Source organism: Clavibacter sp. CT19, from assembly GCF_027858075.1.
GTDB lineage: Bacteria > Actinomycetota > Actinomycetes > Actinomycetales > Microbacteriaceae > Clavibacter > Clavibacter tessellarius_A.
Genome location: NZ_JAQHYR010000013.1, coordinates 1 through 16,240 on the forward strand (window position 1 = coordinate 1; position 16,240 = coordinate 16,240).

The following is a 16,240-nucleotide window of genomic DNA, read 5'->3' on the forward strand; positions in this document are numbered from 1 at the left end:
CCGGTCGGCTGCCGGGCGCCTGCCGGTCCTGCCGGTCAGCCAGCCGGGCGGAGGAACGCGGCGGCCGCGGCGGCGAGGTGCCCCGGGTCGTCGGCGCCGCACAGCTCGCGGGCCGAGTGCATCGAGAGCAGGGGGATGCCGACGTCGACCGTGCGGATGCCGAGGCGCGTCGCCGTGATGGGCCCGATGGTGGAGCCGCACGGCACCGCGTTGCTGGAGACGAACTCCTGGGTGGGCACGCCCGCGCGCTCGCAGGCCAGCGCCCACTCGCGGGCCCCGACGCCGTCGGTCGCGTAGCGCTGGTTCGCGTTGATCTTCAGCAGCGGGCCGCCGTTCGGCACCGGCCGGTTGGCCGGGTCGTGGCGGTCGGGGTAGTTGGGGTGCACGGCGTGGCCGGCGTCGGCCGAGAGGCACCAGGACGCGGCGAACGCGCGGCGGCGCTCCTCCGATGCGGCGCCGAGGCCGGCCGAGATGCGACCGAGCACGTCCTCGAGGATCGGGCCGGCGGCGCCCGACGGGGTCGCGGATCCGACCTCCTCGTGGTCGAAGGCGGCGAGCACCGCGATGGGCGCCTCCGCGTCGTCGTCGACCGTGGCCGCGAGCTCGAGCAGGGCGGCGAGGCCGGCGTGCACCGAGCTGAGGTTGTCCATGCGGCCCGCGGCGAACAGCTCGCCGTCGAGGCCGAGGGATCCGGGCGCCTGCGTGTCGGCGACGCGCACGTCGTAGCCGAGCACGTCGTCGGCGGCGACCCCCGCGAGCCGCGCGAGGTGGCCGAGCACGTCGGCGTCGGCGGGGGAGCCCGTGCCGAGGATCGGCGTCATGTGGCGCTGCGGATCCAGTCGGAGCCCCTCGGTGTTCACGCCGCGGTCGAGGTGCACGGCGAGCTGCGGGAAGCGCAGCAGCGGGCCGGTGCGGACGAGGTGCTGGCGGCCGTCGCGTGCGACGAGACGACCGGCCAGCTCGAGGTCGCGGTCGAGCCAGGAGTTGAGGAGCGGGCCGCCGTAGACCTCGACGCCCGCCTGCACCCAGCCGTCCGATCCGACGGTGGGCTTCGGCTTGAGCGCGAAGCCGGGGGAGTCGGTGTGCGCGCCGAGCACGCGGAAGGGCGTGGTGGCGTGCGCGCCCGCGGGCTGGATCCAGGCGAGGAGCGCGCCGTCGCGGACGATGTAGCGGCGACCGGGGCCGGTGGGCCACGCGTCGCGCTCGTCGAGTGCTGTGAAGCCCGCGGCGTCGAGGCGGCGGGCGGCCTCCGCGACCGCGTGGAAGGAGGAGGGGGAGGCCTGGATGTAGCGGCCGAGGTCGGCCAGGTGCGCGCGGCGGTCCGCGGGCATCAGTAGCCGCTCGATCCGAGCGCGCCGTTCTCGGGCGTCTGCACCGGGCCCGCCAGCACGACGGCGCTGCCGGAGACGCCCAGGCGGGTCGCGCCGGCCTCGATCATCTGCACGGCGGTCTCGTACGTGCGGATGCCGCCGGACGCCTTCACGCCGGCCTCGCCGTCGACGGTGCGGCTCATGAGCTCGACCGCGTGCACGGTGGCGCCGCCGGTGGGGTGGAAGCCCGTGGAGGTCTTGACGAAGTCGGCTCCGGCGGCCACGGCTGCCCGGCAGACGGCGACGATCTGGTCGTCGTCGAGGGCGGCGGACTCGATGATGACCTTGAGCACGGCCGGCGCGGGCACGGCCTCGCGGACGGCGCGGATGTCGGCCTCGACGTCGGCGAAGCGGCCCTCGCGGGCGGCGCCCACGTCGATGACCATGTCGACCTCGTCGGCCCCCTGGCGGACGGAGAGCGCGGCCTCGGCGGCCTTGACCTCGCTGTGGTGCGTGCCGCTCGGGAAGCCGCAGACCACGGCGACCTTCAGGTCGGATCCCGCGGGCAGCGCGAGCGGCAGCATCGACGGGGAGACGCACACCGAGTAGGTGCCGAGCTCCACGGCCTCGGCGACGAGGGCGGCGACCTCGTCGCGCGTGGCCTCGGGCTTCAGGAGCGTGTGGTCGATGATGCGGGCGATCGCGGCGGTGTCGGCCTGGGGCGTGGACGGGCTGGTGCTCATGCGGGTTTCCTCACGTCGTGCGGGACCTCGATCCTACGGCCGGGGTCGCGCGTGACGGCCCGCGCGGCGGCTCAGGAGTAGTCGGCGCCCGGGATGCCCGCGGGCCGGTAGACGTAGCCGTCCTCATCGCTGTCGAGCTCCCAGACGACCTCCTCCTCGCTGAGCGAGGTGGCGCGCGTGAAGCTCTTGACGGGCTCGCCGTTGAGGAACTCGACCTCGGTCTCCTCCGTGCCCTCGGGGCCGACCAGCTGTGCGGTGTACGTGGAATCAGTCATGCTCCGACCCTACGACCGTCCGCGCGCGGCGACCGGGCCCGGCGGGGATCCCCAGGCGACGCCCGCCCGCGTCCGCCTGGGGAGGGGCCGGCTCAGGCCTCCAGCTCCACGAGCACGCGCGGCAGCTCGAGGAGCAGCTCGCTCGCGAGGTAGCCGAGGGGGCCGACCTGCACGGCCAGCCGGTCGCCCGCCGCGGCGTGCGCGTGGGTCGCCCAGACCGCGGCCTGGGCGGGGTCCGCGCCCCGGGCGCAGAGGCCCGCGACCGCGCCGCCGAGCACGTCGCCGGATCCGGACGTGCCGAGCCCGCTGCCGCCCGCGCCGACCGTCCACGCCCGTCCGTCCGACGCCGCGACCACGCCACCCATCGACACGACCGCGCCGTACTCCCGGGCGATCTCCCGCGCGTCCGCCACGGCGTCGTCGCCCGCGTCGCGCCCGAGCAGCCGCTCGGCCTCGGAGGAGTTGGGCGTGAGCACGAGACGCCCGGCGAGGCGCGCGGCCGACTCGCGGCACGCGGGCAGCACGCCGAGCGCGTAGGCGTCGAGCACCACGACGGCGTCGTCGGGCACGAGCGTCGCGAGGAGGCGCACCATCCGCTCGGCCTCGTCCGCGTCGTCGAGTCCGGGGCCGAGCAGCACGGCGTCGGCGGACGCGACGTCGTCCTCGGCCGCGCGGATCCCCGCGCCCCGCACGTGCCCGGCGTCCGTCTCCTCGAGCGGCACGACGCCGCTCTCCGGCACCGCGACGGCGACCTCGGTCGCCACGGACGCGCCCACCGCGAGCGTGAGCCGACCGGCGCCGACGCGCAGGGCCGCGAGCCCGGCGATCATGGCCGCGCCGGGGGAGCGGAGGGCGCCGCCGACGACCACGACCTGACCGCGCCCGTACTTGGATCCGGTCGCCGCGGGCAGCGCCCAGTCGCGCAGCGCCGCCGGCGTCACCACCTCCGCGGGCGCGTCGGCGCGGGCGTCGGCGTCATCGTCCTCGGACATCGGGTTCCCCTCCGTGCTGGGTGACGGGGGCGCCCTGCCCGTCGAGGTGCTCCGTGGCCGAGAAGGTCCGGAGTGTCCACGAGCCGCGCGGGGCGGACCGCTCGAGCACCGTGACGGACGCGTTCGCCACGGTGTGCTGCGACTGGAAGGCGAGCAGCTCGGCCTCGGAGAGGCCGAGGCCGACGTAGAGGAAGAGCATCACCACGGCGTCGTGCGTCGTGATCAGGGCGCGGCCGTCGGCGGCCTCGACCTCGGGATCCTGCAGGAACGAGCGCACGCGGAGCGCGACGTCCGCCCACGACTCGCCGCCCGGCGGCCGGTAGGAGAGCTTGCCCAGCCAGCGCCGTCGGGCGTCCTCGCCGGGATGGCGGGCGGCGACGCCGCGGGAGGTGAGGAGGTCGAGGATGCCGAGCTCCCGGTCGCGCAGACGCTCGTCCGCGCGCACCTCCGCGGCGATCCCCGCCTCGGCCAGCGCGACCGCCGCGGTCGTCCGGGCCCGCAGGTAGTGCGACGACCAGACGGCCGTCGGCACGTCCGAGCGGCTCGCGAACCAGCGCCCGAGCGCGCGCGCCTGCGCCTTCCCGGTGTCCGAGAGGGGGACGTCCGGATCCCGGTGGTCGACGTGGATGACCTCGGCGCCGTCCCGGTCGGCCCGGCTCGCGGCGACGTTGGCCGTGCTCTCGCCGTGGCGCACGAGCCAGAGCTCGGTGAGGCCCGTCACGCCGGCCCCGCCGAGCGCGCGGCCGAGACGGCGGCGCGGATCCCGTTCCGCCAGGGCGCGCCGTGCCCCGGCAGCACGATGCGCGCGCCCGTCTCCTCGAGCGCCGCGAGCGACCGGAGCGCCCGCCCGCTGTCCGCCGTGGCGGCGCCCGCGACGATGCGGCAGCCGGTGCGTCCCGTGTACGGGTCGAGCGTCACGAGCGCGTCGCCCGTGATCAGCGCGTCCCGGTCGGGCAGGTGCAGCGCGACGTGGCCGTCGGTGTGGCCCGGGGTCGGGATCACGACGGGACGGCCGGGCACGTCGAGCGGGCCGGCCGCGAGGTCGGCCACGGCGTCCACGCCCTCGACGCGCAGCGCGCCCGCGGCGGCCATGGCGGCGACCACGGGGATCGCCCGGCCGTACCGGAGCGGGTAGGCGAACGGCGTGCGCTCACGTCGGTAGGAGTACGGGTGCCGGGCGATGCGCGCGTCGCCCGGGTGCACGTGCACCGGCACGCCGAGCTCGCGGGCGGCCCGCGCGGCGGATCCGACGTGGTCGAAGTGCCCGTGCGTGAGCACCACGGCCCGCACGTCGTCGGGCGTCCGGCCGATCGCGCGGAGGGCGCGGAGCAGGTGCGGCCAGGTGTCCGGGAACGCCGTGTCGACGAGGGTGACGCCGTCGTCGTCCTCGATCAGGCACAGGTTCACGTGCGCGTGGGAGAGCAGGTGGACGCCCGGCGCCACGTCGCGCGCGAGCACGGGGGAGGCGGGGTGCGGCGGCGTGCCGGTGCGGATCATGCGGTCCTCTCGCGGGGTCGGCCCGCGTCCGGGTGGACGCGGGCCCAGGCACGCGACCGTGCGGCCGACCCCTCGCGGGATCGGCCGCACGGGCGCGCGTCGCTCATCACTCGGGGGTGACGGCGTCCTTCACGGCGCTCGCCGCCTTCTTCAGCAGACCCGGGTCCTTCGGCGGGATGGTGCCGTGGAGGAGCGGGTTGCCGACGGGCGGCGGGGGCATCGGCACCGACGACGTGGGGCCGTCGTGGTACGTGAAGGTGCCCTTGCCGTCGGGCGCGGGGCCGGACGCCCACGAGCCCTCGGAGGCCGCGGGACCGTCCGAGAAGTTGAGGTACTGGTACGAGACGTCCCGGTCCTCGAGCTCGATGGGGAAGTCGCTCGGCACGGGCAGGTTCTCGGTGCCCTCGGCCTGGAGCTCGGCGATCGCCGCGACCCACTGGTTCTGGTGCATGGTGTCCCGGGCCAGCAGGAAGGACAGGAGGTCCTTCACACCGTGGTCGTCGGTCATGTGGAAGAGCCGCGCCACCTGGAGGCGGCCCTGCATCTCGGCGTTCGCGTTGGCGTGGAAGTCGGCGAGCAGGTTGCCGCTCGCGGTGATGAACGACCCCTGCCACGGGTTGCCGTTGCTGTCGACGGGGCGCGCGCCGGCGCCCGCGACGATGGCGTGCTGGATGTCGCCGCCGCCGATGACCGCGGCGAGCGTCGGGTCCTTCATCGCGTCCTCGGTCGCCTCGACCGGTGCGGTCTCGAGCAGCTTCGCGATCATGATGGCGAGCATCTCGACGTGGCCGAACTCCTCCGCGCCGATGCCGTAGAGCATGTCGCGGTACTTGCCGGGGAGCTTCGAGTTCCAGGACTGGAAGCCGTACTGCATGGCGACGGAGATCTCGCCGTACTGGCCGCCCAGCACCTCCTGGAGGTGGCGCGCGTAGATGGGGTCGGGCTTGTCGGGGGTGGCGCTGTGCTGCAGCTCCTGCTTGTGGAAGAACATGGACGACCTCTCCTGGTGGACGGCACCGCGCCGGTTCCGGCCGCGGCTCTTCTCCCCACGAGCGTTCGCCGCCGCGGCAGGGACCGCCTACCCCCTTGACAGGTCGTCGGCCGGTCGGTCCGGGCGCGCCGGATCCGCGCTCCGCGTCCCCTCCCCAGGATCGGCTCATTACCACACGCGGATCGTCCTCCTGGACGATGCCTCACGCGACGGCAGGGCTGGCATAGTGGGTGGGCACGGCCGAAGCTCAGCGCCGCACTCTGGCCCCCTCTATCGTCGGCGCGGGGCACGAGAGCTCACGAGGGGGACAACGGGATCGATCATGGGCACCTTCAAGTACGACTCGACGCTCACGGCGGAGTTCGACGACCGCCTGCTCGCTCACCTCCAGCTCGTCATCGGCGCGAAGCTGCGCCGCGGGGAGAACTTCTACTTCTCCTGGCGCGACGACGTGGAGGTCGGGGACGGGCGCACCACCATCTGGATGCACAACTCGCTGCCCCTGGTCTTCAAGTACCACGGCAGCCGGGTGCCGCCCATCAACCGCAAGTGGGTGGACGCGCTCATGACCACGGCCAACAGCCCGGGCGGCCTCCTCATCATGCGCGAGCCCCCGGAGGACGAGCCCCGGGACGAGACGCGCTGACCCCCTCCGCGCCCGCCCGGGTCCCCGCGAAGACCCTCCCGATCGGGAGGTAGTCCGCGCACCCGTCCCGTGTCAACCCCCCGGCGGGGCATTGGGGTCCGCGCGTGCCGCCTGGCATCGTGGTGTCGGGTCACGCGGGCGCGTCGCCCGGGAGAGGGACGCATGCAGGACACGAGCGCCGACGACATGGGCGATCTGGTCCAGTCCTCCGCGAGCGAGGCCCTCCCCTCCCGCCCCCGCGGGCCGATCCGCAGCTCCACCGAGCAGGCGCGCTTCGTCGCCGGGTACTTCGGCTGGTCCATCACGGGCGACACGATCCGCGGCGCCGACGACGCGGTCGCGCTCTACATCGAGGACCTCGCCGCCGCCCTCGGCGAGCTCGGCTGGATCGCGCCGGACGGCATCCGCTGGGATCGCCTGCCCTTCGGCGAGGACGACGCCGCCGACGCCCTCCGCGCGGTGCAGCGCGCGCACGGCTGGGACGTCTGACCCGACCGCTCTCCCGTGCATCCGCCGGGAACGGAGTCAACCCCCTGTGAATTTCCCCACCTGCGGAGCACACTCTCAGCACGAGGCCTGACGGGCTCGGGCGCTTGAGGGTTGTCGAGAGTCCTCCTATGCAGTCCGGACCGTCGATCGATGGTCTCCGGGTCCGCCCCGGAGCGGTCGTGTCGTGGACGACCGACGGCCGGGGCGGATCGCTGCGCGCCGTGCGCCGCCCGCCGCGCGCTGCCGCCCGCCGTCGCCTTCGCGCCGCGCCCGGACGTCGCGGTTGCCTGGACGCGGCCTGGCTGTCCCTTGGCGCTCGGCGCCGGAGGGCGTTGTGTGGATGAGCGCCGCCCCACGAGGGTCCAGCGCCCGAGCACGAAGGAGCACGATGAAGGCACTCACCTGGCAGGGCATCCACGACGTCGAGGTCAAGGACGTCGCCGACCCCGTGATCGAGCAGGACACCGACGCGGTGATCCGCATCACGTCGACCGCGATCTGCGGATCCGACCTCCACCTCTACGAGGTCTTCGGCCCGTTCCTCGACAAGGACGACGTGCTCGGGCACGAGAACATGGGCGTCGTCGAGCAGGTCGGCAGCGCCGTCACGAAGCTCAAGGTCGGCGACCGCGTCGTCGTCCCGTTCGTCATCGCGTGCCACGACTGCTTCATGTGCGACCGCGGCCTCTTCACGCAGTGCGAGACCACGCAGGTGAAGGCCCAGGGCAGCGGCGCCGCGCTGTACGGCTTCAGCGAGATGTACGGATCCATCCCCGGCGGCCAGGCCGAGCGTCTCCGCATGCCGCTCGCCGACGCCAACGCCATCGTCGTGAACAGCGAGCTCCCGGACGAGCGCTACCTCTTCCTCAGCGACATCCTCCCCACCGCCTGGCAGGGCGTGCAGTACGCGAACGTGCCCGAGGGCGGCACGCTCGGCATCATGGGCCTCGGCCCGGTCGGCCAGTTCGCGGCGCGCATCGGCAAGCACCTCGGCTACCGCGTGATCGCGGTGGATCCCGTCCCCGAGCGCCGCGCCATGGCCGAGCGCCACGGCGTCGAGACCCTCGACCTCACCGACGACGTGGCCGACAAGCTGCGCGAGATGGTGGACGGCCGCGGGCCCGACGCGATGGTCGAGGCCGTCGGCATGGAGGCGCACGGCAGCCCCGCCGCGTCCTTCGCCCAGAAGGCCGCCGGCCTCCTGCCCGACGGCATCGCGAAGAAGGTCATGGACGTCGCGAGCGTCGACCGCCTCGCGGCCCTGCACACGGCGTTCGACGCGGTGCGCCGCGGCGGCACCGTCTCCATCTCGGGCGTCTACGGCGGCGAGGCCGACCCGCTGCCCATGAAGTCGCTCTTCGACAAGCAGATCGCGATCCGCATGGGCCAGTGCAACGTCCAGTACTGGATCGAGGACCTGCTGCCCCTCGTCGAGGATCCGTCCGACCCGCTCGGCGTCATGGACCTCGTCACGCACTCCGTGCCGCTGAGCGAGGCCGCGAACATGTACGAGATCTTCCAGAAGAAGGAGGACGGCTGCATCAAGGTGGTGCTCAAGCCGTAGCCTCCGGCGCTTCGACGACGACGGCCGCGTCCCCGAGGGGCGCGGCCGTCGTCGTGCGCGGGGCGTTCGGCCCCGTCGCGGTGGTGTCAGGCGGCGGTCGCCGAGGAGCGCACGGCGTCGAGCACCTCGCGGAGCTGCTCCACGACCTCGGCGTCGTCCGCCGGGTGGCGCTCGGCGAACCGGATCACCGACTCGGGGACGGCCATCCGGACGTCCTCGAGCACGCGCGCGCCGGCGATGCCGAGCGCCTTGCGGGCCTCGTCCTGCGCCCAGACGCCGCCGAACTGGCCGAACGCGCTGCCGATGACCGCGGTCGGCTTCCCCGCGAGGGCGGAGGCGCCGAACGGGCGCGAGGCCCAGTCGATCGCGTTCTTGAGCACCGCGGGCATCGTGCCGTTGTACTCGGGCGTGACCACGAGGAGCGCGTCCGCGGCGGCGATCGCGTCGCGGAAGCGGACGGCCTCGTCGGGGACGGATCCCTCGACGTCGACGTCCTCGTTGTAGAAGGGGAGCCGGTCGAGGCCGGTGTGGATGTCGAGCGTGACGTCGTCGGGGGCGTGACGCTGGGCCGCCTCGGCGATCTGCTGGTTGGTGGAGCCGGTGCGCAGGCTCCCGACGAGCACGAGGACGTGCGTCATGGTGTTCTCCTTCGGGGTCGTTCGGGTCGGGTCGTCTCCGTCGACGTGCCGCGGGGTGAGAGGCGCGTGCCTCTCCCGGGACCCTAACCGGCCTCCTCGGGCGTCTCCTCGGACGGGTGCCTGCGCGGATGGTCGCCGCCGGTGGACCCGGTGCCGTCAGCGCGCGCCGATGTCCGCGAGGATCCGGTCCGTCAGCTCGGCGAGGGCCACCGACTCGGCGTGCGGCATCTCGGCGCACTCGACGCTGCCCGCGCGGATCGCCTCCTGCGCGGCGCGGAACATGGGCACGTAGCCGCGGCCCTCGATGTCGTGCTCCTGCCGCTCGGCGTCGCCGTCGGCGGGCACGATCACGAGGCCCGAGGAGGCGAGGAAGAGCGGATCCACCTCGATGCGGCCGGCCGTGCCGCTGACGGTCGCGCCCAGGGGCAGTGCCGCGACGAGCGAGCAGGCGAGCGTGGCCTGGCGGCCGTCGGGCCAGCCGAGCAGGATCGCGACCTCGGTGTCGACGCCGCGCGGGAGCACGGTGCCGATCGCGGACACCGAGGAGGGCGCGCCGAACAGGCCGTGCGCGAAGGCGAGCGGGTACACGCCCATGTCGAGCAGCGTGCCGCCGCCGACCCCGGGATCCCAGAGGCGGCCCGCGCCCTCCTCGGTGACGAAGCCGAAGGACACGGCGATGGCGCGGGGATCGCCGATGCGGCCCGCGTCCAGCGCCGCGCGCACGGCGAGGTAGCCGGGGGAGAACGCCATCCACAGCGCCTCGAGGAGGAGCCGGCCCTCGGCGCGCGCGAGGTCGACGAGCGCGCGGGTGTCGGCGGCCGTCGTGGTGAGGGGCTTCTCGCAGACGACGTGCTTGCCGGCGCGGAGCGCAGCCTCGGCCTGCGACCGGTGGAGGGTGTGCGGGGTGGCGACGTAGACGGCGTCCACCTCGGGGTCGGCGAGGAGCGCCTCGAGGGTGTCGTGGATCCGCGCGATGCCGCACGCCGCCGCCAGCTCCTCGGCGCTCGCGCGGGTGCGCGAGTGCACGACGACGACCTCGATCCCGGGCACGAGCAGCATGTCGGGCACGACCGAGCGGGCGATGCCGGCGGCACCGACGACGGCCCAGCGGGTGGGGCGGGCGGCGTCGTGGCCGGTGCCGGTGCCGGTGCCGGTGCGGTCGCGGTCGCCGTCGCCGTCGCCGTCGGGGGAGGGCGCTGGCGAGGGCGGCATCGACGTCGACATGCGACGAGCCTAGGCCGGGGACCGCGGCCGTACACTCGACCTGATCCACGCCGCGCCTGATCCGAGCAGCACCTGAGGGGGACCGTGGCCGCCGACGACGAGCAGCAGCAGCCCACGCTCGAGATGGTCGGCGCGCTCGCCGGGGTCAGCCGGGCCACGGTCTCGCGGGTGGTGAACGGATCGGGCAAGGTCGCGCCCGGTGCCGTCGCCGCCGTCCAGGCCGCCATCGCGCAGCTCGACTACGTGCCCAACCGGGCGGCGCGCTCGCTCGCGGGACGCCGCACGAACGCCCTCGCGCTCGTGATGCCGGAGCAGACCGCGCGCGTGTTCGCGGATCCGTTCTTCGCATCCCTGATCCAGGGCGCCATGACCCACCTCGCCGCCACCGAGCACACCCTCACGCTCCTCATCTCCTCGCCCGCGCAGGCGGAGAAGACGCGGCGCTTCCTGCTCGGCGGCAACGTCGACGGGGTGCTCGTCGTCTCGCACCACTCCGGGGACGCGACCTTCAGCGGCCTGCGCGACCGGCTGCCGGTGGTGTTCGCCGGCCGCCCGCTGCGTGAGGACGACCGCGACGCGCCCACCGTCGACGTCGACAACGTGGGGGCGGCGCGCGTCGCGACCGAGCACCTGATCGCGCGCGGCCGCACGCGGATCGCCACGGTGGCCGGCCGGCAGGACATGCCCGCGGGCATCGACCGGCTGCGCGGCTTCCGGCAGGCGATGGCGGCGGCGGGCCTGGATCCGACGCTCGTCGAGGTCGGCGACTTCTCGCCCGCGTCCGGTGCCGACGCGATGCGCGCGCTGCTCGCGCGCGGCGAGCCGATCGACGGGGTGTTCGCCGCGAGCGACCGCATGGCCGCAGGCGTCTACACGGCCCTGCGGGAGCACGGCCTGCGGGTGCCGGAGGACGTGGGCGTCGTGGGCTTCGACGACGACTACCTCGCGGAGTCGGCCGTGCCGCCGCTCACCACCGTGCGCCAGCCCAGCCAGGAGTTCGGGCGGACCATGGCCGAGGTGCTGGTGCGGCTGGTGGCGGGCGAGGACGTGGATCCGCTGACCCTCGTGCCGACGACCCTGGTGGTGCGGCAGAGCAGCTGAGGCGCCTACCGTCCGCTGAGCAGCGCGAGCATCTCGTCGTGACGGCCGTCGCGCTCGGCGAAGCGGAGGCCGTGCACGTCCTGCACGAGGATCTCCTCGTCCTCCGGGCGGGCCTGCAGGATGCCCATGACCTCGTCGAGGAAGTCCTCGAGCGGCATCGCGTCGGCCGCCTCCGCCTGCCCGGGCATGAGCGCGGTCTGCACCTTGGGCGGCACGAGCTCGACGACCTCGACCGATGATCCGGCCAGCTGCGCGCGCAGGCTCTGCGTGTACGAGTGCACCGCCGCCTTCGTGGCGCTGTAGGTGGGTGTGACGGCCAGGGGCACGAACGCGAGGCCGGAGGAGACGGTCATGAGCGTGGCCTCGTCGCTGGCGAGGAGGCCCGGCAGGAACGCGTCGACCGTGCGGATGGTGCCGAGGAGGTTCGTGGTGACGATGGCCTCGGCGGTGGCCTGGTGCGCGGGGTCGCGGAGGTCCTCCGGCTGCATGATGCCGGCCATGGTGATCACCACGTCGAGGTCGGGGTGGCTGCGCGCGAGCTCGTCGCGGGCGGCGGTGATGGACGCGGGGTCGGCCACGTCGAGCACGACCGACGCCATGCCCTCGTGCCGGGCGGTGATCTCGTCGAGCAGCTCCGCGCGCCGCCCCGCGACGACCACGCGGTTGCCCGCGGCGTGGAGGCGCTCGGCGAGCCCGAGGCCGATGCCCGAGGTGCTTCCGGTGATGAGGACGGTGCGGCCGGTGATCTTCATGGTGCTCCTTCGCGGCGGATGCGCGGCTGGCGGGGTCGGGATCGGTGCGTGCGCCGCGCGTGGGGCGCGGCTGCGTGGATCGAGTGTGGCCCGTCGCGGGCGCCGCGGGGGTGGGCGCGCGGGGGAGCGGGGGAGGATCCAGCGGGCGTTCACGTGGGGAGGGGCGGGCCCGGGAGGCTCCGCTCGCGGCGATGCGCGCGACCGCTACCTTCAGTGGGTGCCCTCGCCCCTCCCCGCCCCGCCCGCGTCGACCGGGAGGTCCGGGACCGCCGTGGCGGCGACCGCCTTCTGGACCCTGCTCCTCGGCACCGTCGTGCTCTTCGTGCGCGGACTCGTGGTCGTCCTCGCGGACCCGTCCGCCGCGCACGACGCCCCGGCCTGGATCGCGGCGTCGGCGGCGCTCGTGCTGCTCCCGGCCCTGGTCGGCCGCGCGGCGCGCGGGGACGCCATCCGGCGCGCCCTCGGCGCCCCTCCCGCGACCACCGTCCTCGGCCTCCGCGCCCCGGCGCTGGTCGCGGGCCTCGCGGGTCTCGCGGCGATCCCGGCGGTGGTCGAGTCGCTCGAGATCGGCCTGCCCCTCGTGCACGTCGCGGGCGCGCTGGCGGGCGCGGTCGGGGTCGGTGCCGCCAGCCGGATCCTCGGCGGACGGGCGGGGGCCGACGCGGCCGAGTTCCGCGACGGCCTCCGCGACGGTGTCCCGTTCCCGGCCGACGTGCCGTGGGACCGCCGCGCCGTGCTCCTGCGCGTCGCCGGGATCGGCGGGCTGGCGTTCCTCACGATGGTGGTCGGGGCCGCCGTGCAGGCGCCGCCCGTCGACCCGTCGTCGCCGCTGGCCGACGGCGTCATGGCGCTGAGCATCGGCGCGGCGGGCATCGTCGCCGGCATAGCGAGCATGCTCGTGGTGCGTCCGGCCGGACGGGCCCTGCGTCCCCTCCTCCTCGACCTCGACAGGCCGACGCGGACGGCCGTCCTCCGACGTGCCCGCGGCGCGGGCGCGGCGCTCGCGCCGGACCACGAGTGGCGGGCCGCGCGCATCGCCCGGGCCTGCCGCATCGGCGAGGCGTTCAGCGCCGCGGGCCTCGTGCTCATCGTGATGGGCGCGTCCGCTTGCGTGCTCGGCGCGGCGTCCATGACGCCGCCCGGTGCCACCTCCGTGCTGACGTCCGTCGCCATCGCCCTCGCGTTCGTCGGCGCGCTCCTCGCGGCCGTCCTCGGGGTCGCCTACGGCAGCGTGCTGGTGCACTCGGCGGGCGATGCCGTGATCGCGCTGGCCGCATCCCCGCGGCCGGGAGCGGTGGAGGCCGACCGCTGGTCGGCGCCGACGGGCGTGCCGCTCGGCTGATCCGGCAGGCGGCGTCCGCGGTCGGTCTGCCCCGTGCCGGGGAGCCGTCGGAGCGCCCGTGGGTCCATGGCGTCGATCGGGGAGCGCACGCGGCACGGATCCGACCACCCCTCGACACCGGCCGGACCGCACCGGCGCCGCAGCCGCTACGCCGCGTCCACGCGCGAGCTGAAGGGATCGGAGCGAGCGTCGGCGACCGATACGGTCGGCGCATGAGCTCGCGCGGCACGGCCCCCGGATCCACCCCGACCGACACGGCGCACGCCGGCGGCCTCGGCTCCCGCATCGCCCTCCTGATCGTCCTGGTCGCGCTGATCCTCGGCCTCGGCACGCTCTACGGCTTCGGGCTGTACCAGGTGGCCGTCGTCGCCGACGCGGATGCGGCCGCGATCCTCCCGCAGGTCACCGCGGGCCTGCTCGCGCTCGCGTTCGCCCCGGCCCTCGGCCTGCTGGAGCTGCAGTCGTGGCGGGACCCGGACCGCACCGCCGGGACGCGCCGGCGCCCGGTGCGGGTGATCGTGTGGGTCGGCATCACCGCGCTCGCCGTGGTCGTGCACGCGGTCGCGTCGCTGGTCGGCGGCGTCTCCCCGCTCGTCGTCATCGGGTTCGTCGTGGCCGCCGTCGCGACGGCCGCCGCCAGCTGGATCCTCGTGCTCCGCGCGCAGGCCGCCGCCGTCCGCCGGCTGGGCGAGCGCCTCGCCGACGACAGCCCGACCCTCTCGATCGACCTCGACTGGACCGCCGACACGGCGCGACGCAAGTGGCGCCTCATCCGCCTGGTGTTCGTGGTCGCGCTCGTCGTGACCGTCGGCGGCACGCTCCTGCTCGGCCGGTTCGAGCGGCAGGATGCGGCCACGGTCATCGCGCTCGTGCTCCAGTTCTCGCTGCTCGCGCCGGCGCTCACGTGCCTGTTCGTGTCCGTCGGCGCGCAGCTCTCGGGATCCGCCATCACCGGGGGCCTGGCGAAGGAGCACCGGAAGGCGGTGGCGCAGCGTGCCCTGGGCAAGGGCGAGGAGCTCGAGCCCGAGCTCGAGTGGCGCGCCGCGCGGCTCGCCGTCTTCAGCCGCACGCTGCAGCCGTTCCAGCTGGCGCAGTCGCTCATGCTGCTAGTCGGGATCTTCGTCCCCACCCTCATCCGCGGCGACATCGACGGCTGGTTGTTCGTCCTCTTCCTCATCAGCCTCGTCGTGTTCGCCGGCACGCTGCCGTTCGCGATCGTGCAGCACCGCCGCATGTCGCGGTACGCCGCGAACGTCGGCGACCTCCCGCGTGCGGACGCGCCCGTCTCGTCCGACCCGCCTGCCCAGCCCGCCTGATCCCGTGTCGGCGGCCCCCGCTACCGTCGACCCATGCCCGAGGGTGACTCCGTCTTCGTCCTCGCCGCGCGCCTCCGCGCGCAGGTCGAGGGCGCGCTCGTCGCGGACGGGGAGCTGCGGTCCGGCGCACGGGCGGGAGCGCGGCTCGGCGGGCGGCGCATCACCGGGTTCGACACGCACGGCAAGCACCTGCTCATGCGGCTGGACGACGCGTCCACCCTGCACACGCACCTGCGCATGCAGGGCTCGTGGACGGTCACCGGGCCGGGCAAGGGCGTCCCCGAGCGGATCCAGCACCAGGTGCGCGTGCGCCTCCGCCTCGACGACGGCCGCACCCTCTGGGGCATCGACCTGCCCGTGGTCGAGCTGATCCCCACCCGCGACGAGCGCGCGGCCATCGGCCATCTCGGGCCGGACCCGCTGCGTGACGACTGGGATCCGGCGCTCGCCGTCGCCCGCCTCGCCGCCCGGCCCGACGACGCGATCCGCGCGGCCCTCCTCGACCAGCGCCCGATGGCCGGCCTCGGCAACCTCTGGGTCAACGAGGTCGGCTTCCTGCGCGGCGTGCACCCCGCGACGCGCGTCCGCGACGTCGACCTGCCGCCACTCGTCGACCTCGCCGCTCGCTCGCTGCGCCACTCGGCGACGGTGCCGGCGGCGTACCAGATCACGACGGGTGATCCCCGCCGCGGCCGCACGCACTGGGTGGCCGGCCGCGCGGGCCGGCCGTGCCTGCGCTGCGGCACGACGGTGGTCGGCGTGGACGATCCGGGCGGCACGAGCGAGCGCGGGCGGCGGGCGTGGTGGTGCCCCAGGTGTCAGCCGGCTCCTCCACGCTGACGATCGGTCCAGCCCCGTTCCCGGTCCCGTGCGGCGTCCTCGAACCGAGGCGGAGACCTGCTTGACTTGCCGAATGGTTGCGCGCGGCTTCGAGCCCATCGGTGTCGGGTACGAAGGGCGCGATGTGGACGGGCTGCTGGCTGTCCTCGGATCGCGCGGCGTCGAGGTCCTGGTGGACGTGCGGCTCAACCCGCTCTCCCGCAAGCGCGGCCTCTCCAAGAAGGCGCTCTCGGAGCGCCTGGTGCGCGAGGGCATCGAGTACCGGCACGAGCCGGCCCTCGGCAATCCGCGGGACAACCGCGACGGTTATGCGGATCTGCACGGCGAGCCTGCGGAGCAGGCTCGGAGCGCCTTCCGGGCTCGGCTCGAGACGGATGAGGCGCGCGCGGCGTTGGACCGCATCCGGGCGGCGGGGGAGGCGCGGCAGGTCGCTCTCCTGTGCTTCGAGGCGGATGAGGCGCACTGTCACCGCGAGCAGATCCTCGATCGGCTGCGAGCGCTCGAGCCCGTCGCACCCTGA

18 protein-coding genes are annotated in these 16,240 nt (G+C 74.9%); 8 read left to right on the plus strand and 10 right to left on the minus strand.

Translation table 11 applies throughout. The features are described 5' to 3' along the window. Window positions 1–35: 35 nt before the first annotated feature. The 7 genes from PED38_RS14790 to PED38_RS14820 all read right to left on the minus strand — a co-directional run bounded on the left by PED38_RS14790 (window position 36) and on the right by PED38_RS14820 (window position 5,808). On the minus strand, window positions 36–1,331 hold the full coding sequence (locus tag PED38_RS14790) for a M18 family aminopeptidase (protein ID WP_063070966.1): 1,296 nt from the start codon (window positions 1,329–1,331) through the stop codon (window positions 36–38). Next, a complete protein-coding gene (gene deoC, locus PED38_RS14795) occupies window positions 1,331–2,053 on the minus strand; it encodes a deoxyribose-phosphate aldolase (protein ID WP_270981805.1) in 723 nt (240 codons plus the stop codon). Before deoC ends, PED38_RS14790 begins: the two co-directional genes overlap by 1 nt. A gap of 71 nt (window positions 2,054–2,124) precedes the next feature. Further along, window positions 2,125–2,328 carry a hypothetical protein gene (locus tag PED38_RS14800; RefSeq protein WP_063070968.1) on the minus strand — a complete coding sequence of 68 codons (204 nt, stop codon included), beginning with the start codon at window positions 2,326–2,328 and terminating at the stop codon, window positions 2,125–2,127. Window positions 2,329–2,420: 92 nt separating this feature from the next. Beyond that, the gene (locus tag PED38_RS14805) at window positions 2,421–3,320 is read right to left on the minus strand and encodes an NAD(P)H-hydrate dehydratase (RefSeq protein ID WP_063070969.1); all 900 of its coding nucleotides are present in this window, start codon (window positions 3,318–3,320) and stop codon (window positions 2,421–2,423) included. Next, complete coding sequence (locus PED38_RS14810) at window positions 3,304–4,041, minus strand: histidine phosphatase family protein (protein ID WP_270981806.1); 738 nt, start codon at window positions 4,039–4,041, stop codon at window positions 3,304–3,306. The genes PED38_RS14805 and PED38_RS14810 overlap by 17 nt, the downstream gene beginning before the upstream one ends. Further along, window positions 4,038–4,817 (minus strand): MBL fold metallo-hydrolase, encoded by a 780-nt coding sequence (locus tag PED38_RS14815; protein ID WP_063070971.1) that lies wholly within the window; start codon window positions 4,815–4,817, stop codon window positions 4,038–4,040. Before PED38_RS14815 ends, PED38_RS14810 begins: the two co-directional genes overlap by 4 nt. Window positions 4,818–4,923: 106 nt before the next feature. Next, window positions 4,924–5,808 carry a manganese catalase family protein gene (locus tag PED38_RS14820; protein WP_270981807.1) on the minus strand — a complete coding sequence of 295 codons (885 nt, stop codon included), beginning with the start codon at window positions 5,806–5,808 and terminating at the stop codon, window positions 4,924–4,926. 322 nt (window positions 5,809–6,130) lie between these two features. Between PED38_RS14820 and PED38_RS14825 the strand changes: the two genes are divergently transcribed. From PED38_RS14825 to PED38_RS14835, 3 genes are all read left to right on the plus strand, one after another. Next, a complete protein-coding gene (locus PED38_RS14825) occupies window positions 6,131–6,454 on the plus strand; it encodes a DUF7882 family protein (protein ID WP_063070973.1) in 324 nt (107 codons plus the stop codon). A gap of 162 nt (window positions 6,455–6,616) precedes the next feature. Then, window positions 6,617–6,943, plus strand: a complete 327-nt coding sequence (locus tag PED38_RS14830) for a hypothetical protein (RefSeq protein ID WP_063070974.1) — start codon at window positions 6,617–6,619, stop codon at window positions 6,941–6,943. A gap of 388 nt (window positions 6,944–7,331) precedes the next feature. Beyond that, on the plus strand, window positions 7,332–8,507 hold the full coding sequence (locus PED38_RS14835) for a zinc-dependent alcohol dehydrogenase (protein WP_270981808.1): 1,176 nt from the start codon (window positions 7,332–7,334) through the stop codon (window positions 8,505–8,507). A gap of 86 nt (window positions 8,508–8,593) precedes the next feature. Here PED38_RS14835 and PED38_RS14840 read toward each other — a convergent pair whose 3' ends face one another. Further along, window positions 8,594–9,145 (minus strand): NAD(P)H-dependent oxidoreductase, encoded by a 552-nt coding sequence (locus tag PED38_RS14840; protein ID WP_063070976.1) that lies wholly within the window; start codon window positions 9,143–9,145, stop codon window positions 8,594–8,596. A 156-nt stretch (window positions 9,146–9,301) separates the two neighbouring features. Further along, complete coding sequence (locus PED38_RS14845; RefSeq protein ID WP_270981809.1) at window positions 9,302–10,369, minus strand: Gfo/Idh/MocA family protein; 1,068 nt, start codon at window positions 10,367–10,369, stop codon at window positions 9,302–9,304. A gap of 123 nt (window positions 10,370–10,492) precedes the next feature. On the opposite strand from PED38_RS14845, the gene PED38_RS14850 reads away from it, so the two are divergent. Then, entirely contained in the window at window positions 10,493–11,470 is a 978-nt protein-coding gene (locus PED38_RS14850; protein ID WP_270981862.1) for a LacI family DNA-binding transcriptional regulator, read from the plus strand. A gap of 5 nt (window positions 11,471–11,475) precedes the next feature. Here PED38_RS14850 and PED38_RS14855 read toward each other — a convergent pair whose 3' ends face one another. Next, on the minus strand, window positions 11,476–12,222 hold the full coding sequence (locus PED38_RS14855) for an SDR family oxidoreductase (protein ID WP_063070977.1): 747 nt from the start codon (window positions 12,220–12,222) through the stop codon (window positions 11,476–11,478). Window positions 12,223–12,439: 217 nt separating this feature from the next. Here PED38_RS14855 and PED38_RS14860 point away from each other — a divergent pair, with 217 nt between their 5' ends. The 4 genes from PED38_RS14860 to PED38_RS14875 all read left to right on the plus strand — a co-directional run bounded on the left by PED38_RS14860 (window position 12,440) and on the right by PED38_RS14875 (window position 16,240). Then, window positions 12,440–13,564, plus strand: coding sequence for a hypothetical protein (locus tag PED38_RS14860; protein WP_270981810.1), 1,125 nt, complete (start codon window positions 12,440–12,442; stop codon window positions 13,562–13,564). 212 nt (window positions 13,565–13,776) lie between these two features. Then, a complete protein-coding gene (locus tag PED38_RS14865) occupies window positions 13,777–14,880 on the plus strand; it encodes a hypothetical protein (protein ID WP_270981812.1) in 1,104 nt (367 codons plus the stop codon). A gap of 33 nt (window positions 14,881–14,913) precedes the next feature. Continuing rightward, window positions 14,914–15,720: a DNA-formamidopyrimidine glycosylase family protein gene (locus PED38_RS14870; RefSeq protein ID WP_270981813.1), complete on the plus strand. Its 807-nt coding sequence runs from the start codon at window positions 14,914–14,916 to the stop codon at window positions 15,718–15,720. Window positions 15,721–15,793: 73 nt separating this feature from the next. Next, window positions 15,794–16,240 carry a DUF488 domain-containing protein gene (locus PED38_RS14875; RefSeq protein WP_270981814.1) on the plus strand — a complete coding sequence of 149 codons (447 nt, stop codon included), beginning with the start codon at window positions 15,794–15,796 and terminating at the stop codon, window positions 16,238–16,240.

Coding starts and splice junctions, on each gene's coding strand:
- PED38_RS14790 (WP_063070966.1), bottom strand. CDS start 1,331: ATGCCCGCGGACCGCCGCGCGCACCTGGCCGACCTCGGCCGCTACATC.
- deoC (WP_270981805.1), bottom strand. CDS start 2,053: ATGAGCACCAGCCCGTCCACGCCCCAGGCCGACACCGCCGCGATCGCC.
- PED38_RS14800 (WP_063070968.1), bottom strand. CDS start 2,328: ATGACTGATTCCACGTACACCGCACAGCTGGTCGGCCCCGAGGGCACG.
- PED38_RS14805 (WP_063070969.1), bottom strand. CDS start 3,320: ATGTCCGAGGACGATGACGCCGACGCCCGCGCCGACGCGCCCGCGGAG.
- PED38_RS14815 (WP_063070971.1), bottom strand. CDS start 4,817: ATGATCCGCACCGGCACGCCGCCGCACCCCGCCTCCCCCGTGCTCGCG.
- PED38_RS14820 (WP_270981807.1), bottom strand. CDS start 5,808: ATGTTCTTCCACAAGCAGGAGCTGCAGCACAGCGCCACCCCCGACAAG.
- PED38_RS14825 (WP_063070973.1), top strand. CDS start 6,131: ATGGGCACCTTCAAGTACGACTCGACGCTCACGGCGGAGTTCGACGAC.
- PED38_RS14830 (WP_063070974.1), top strand. CDS start 6,617: ATGCAGGACACGAGCGCCGACGACATGGGCGATCTGGTCCAGTCCTCC.
- PED38_RS14835 (WP_270981808.1), top strand. CDS start 7,332: ATGAAGGCACTCACCTGGCAGGGCATCCACGACGTCGAGGTCAAGGAC.
- PED38_RS14840 (WP_063070976.1), bottom strand. CDS start 9,145: ATGACGCACGTCCTCGTGCTCGTCGGGAGCCTGCGCACCGGCTCCACC.
- PED38_RS14845 (WP_270981809.1), bottom strand. CDS start 10,369: ATGTCGACGTCGATGCCGCCCTCGCCAGCGCCCTCCCCCGACGGCGAC.
- PED38_RS14850 (WP_270981862.1), top strand. CDS start 10,493: ATGGTCGGCGCGCTCGCCGGGGTCAGCCGGGCCACGGTCTCGCGGGTG.
- PED38_RS14855 (WP_063070977.1), bottom strand. CDS start 12,222: ATGAAGATCACCGGCCGCACCGTCCTCATCACCGGAAGCACCTCGGGC.
- PED38_RS14865 (WP_270981812.1), top strand. CDS start 13,777: ATGAGCTCGCGCGGCACGGCCCCCGGATCCACCCCGACCGACACGGCG.
- PED38_RS14870 (WP_270981813.1), top strand. CDS start 14,914: ATGCCCGAGGGTGACTCCGTCTTCGTCCTCGCCGCGCGCCTCCGCGCG.
- PED38_RS14875 (WP_270981814.1), top strand. CDS start 15,794: ATGGTTGCGCGCGGCTTCGAGCCCATCGGTGTCGGGTACGAAGGGCGC.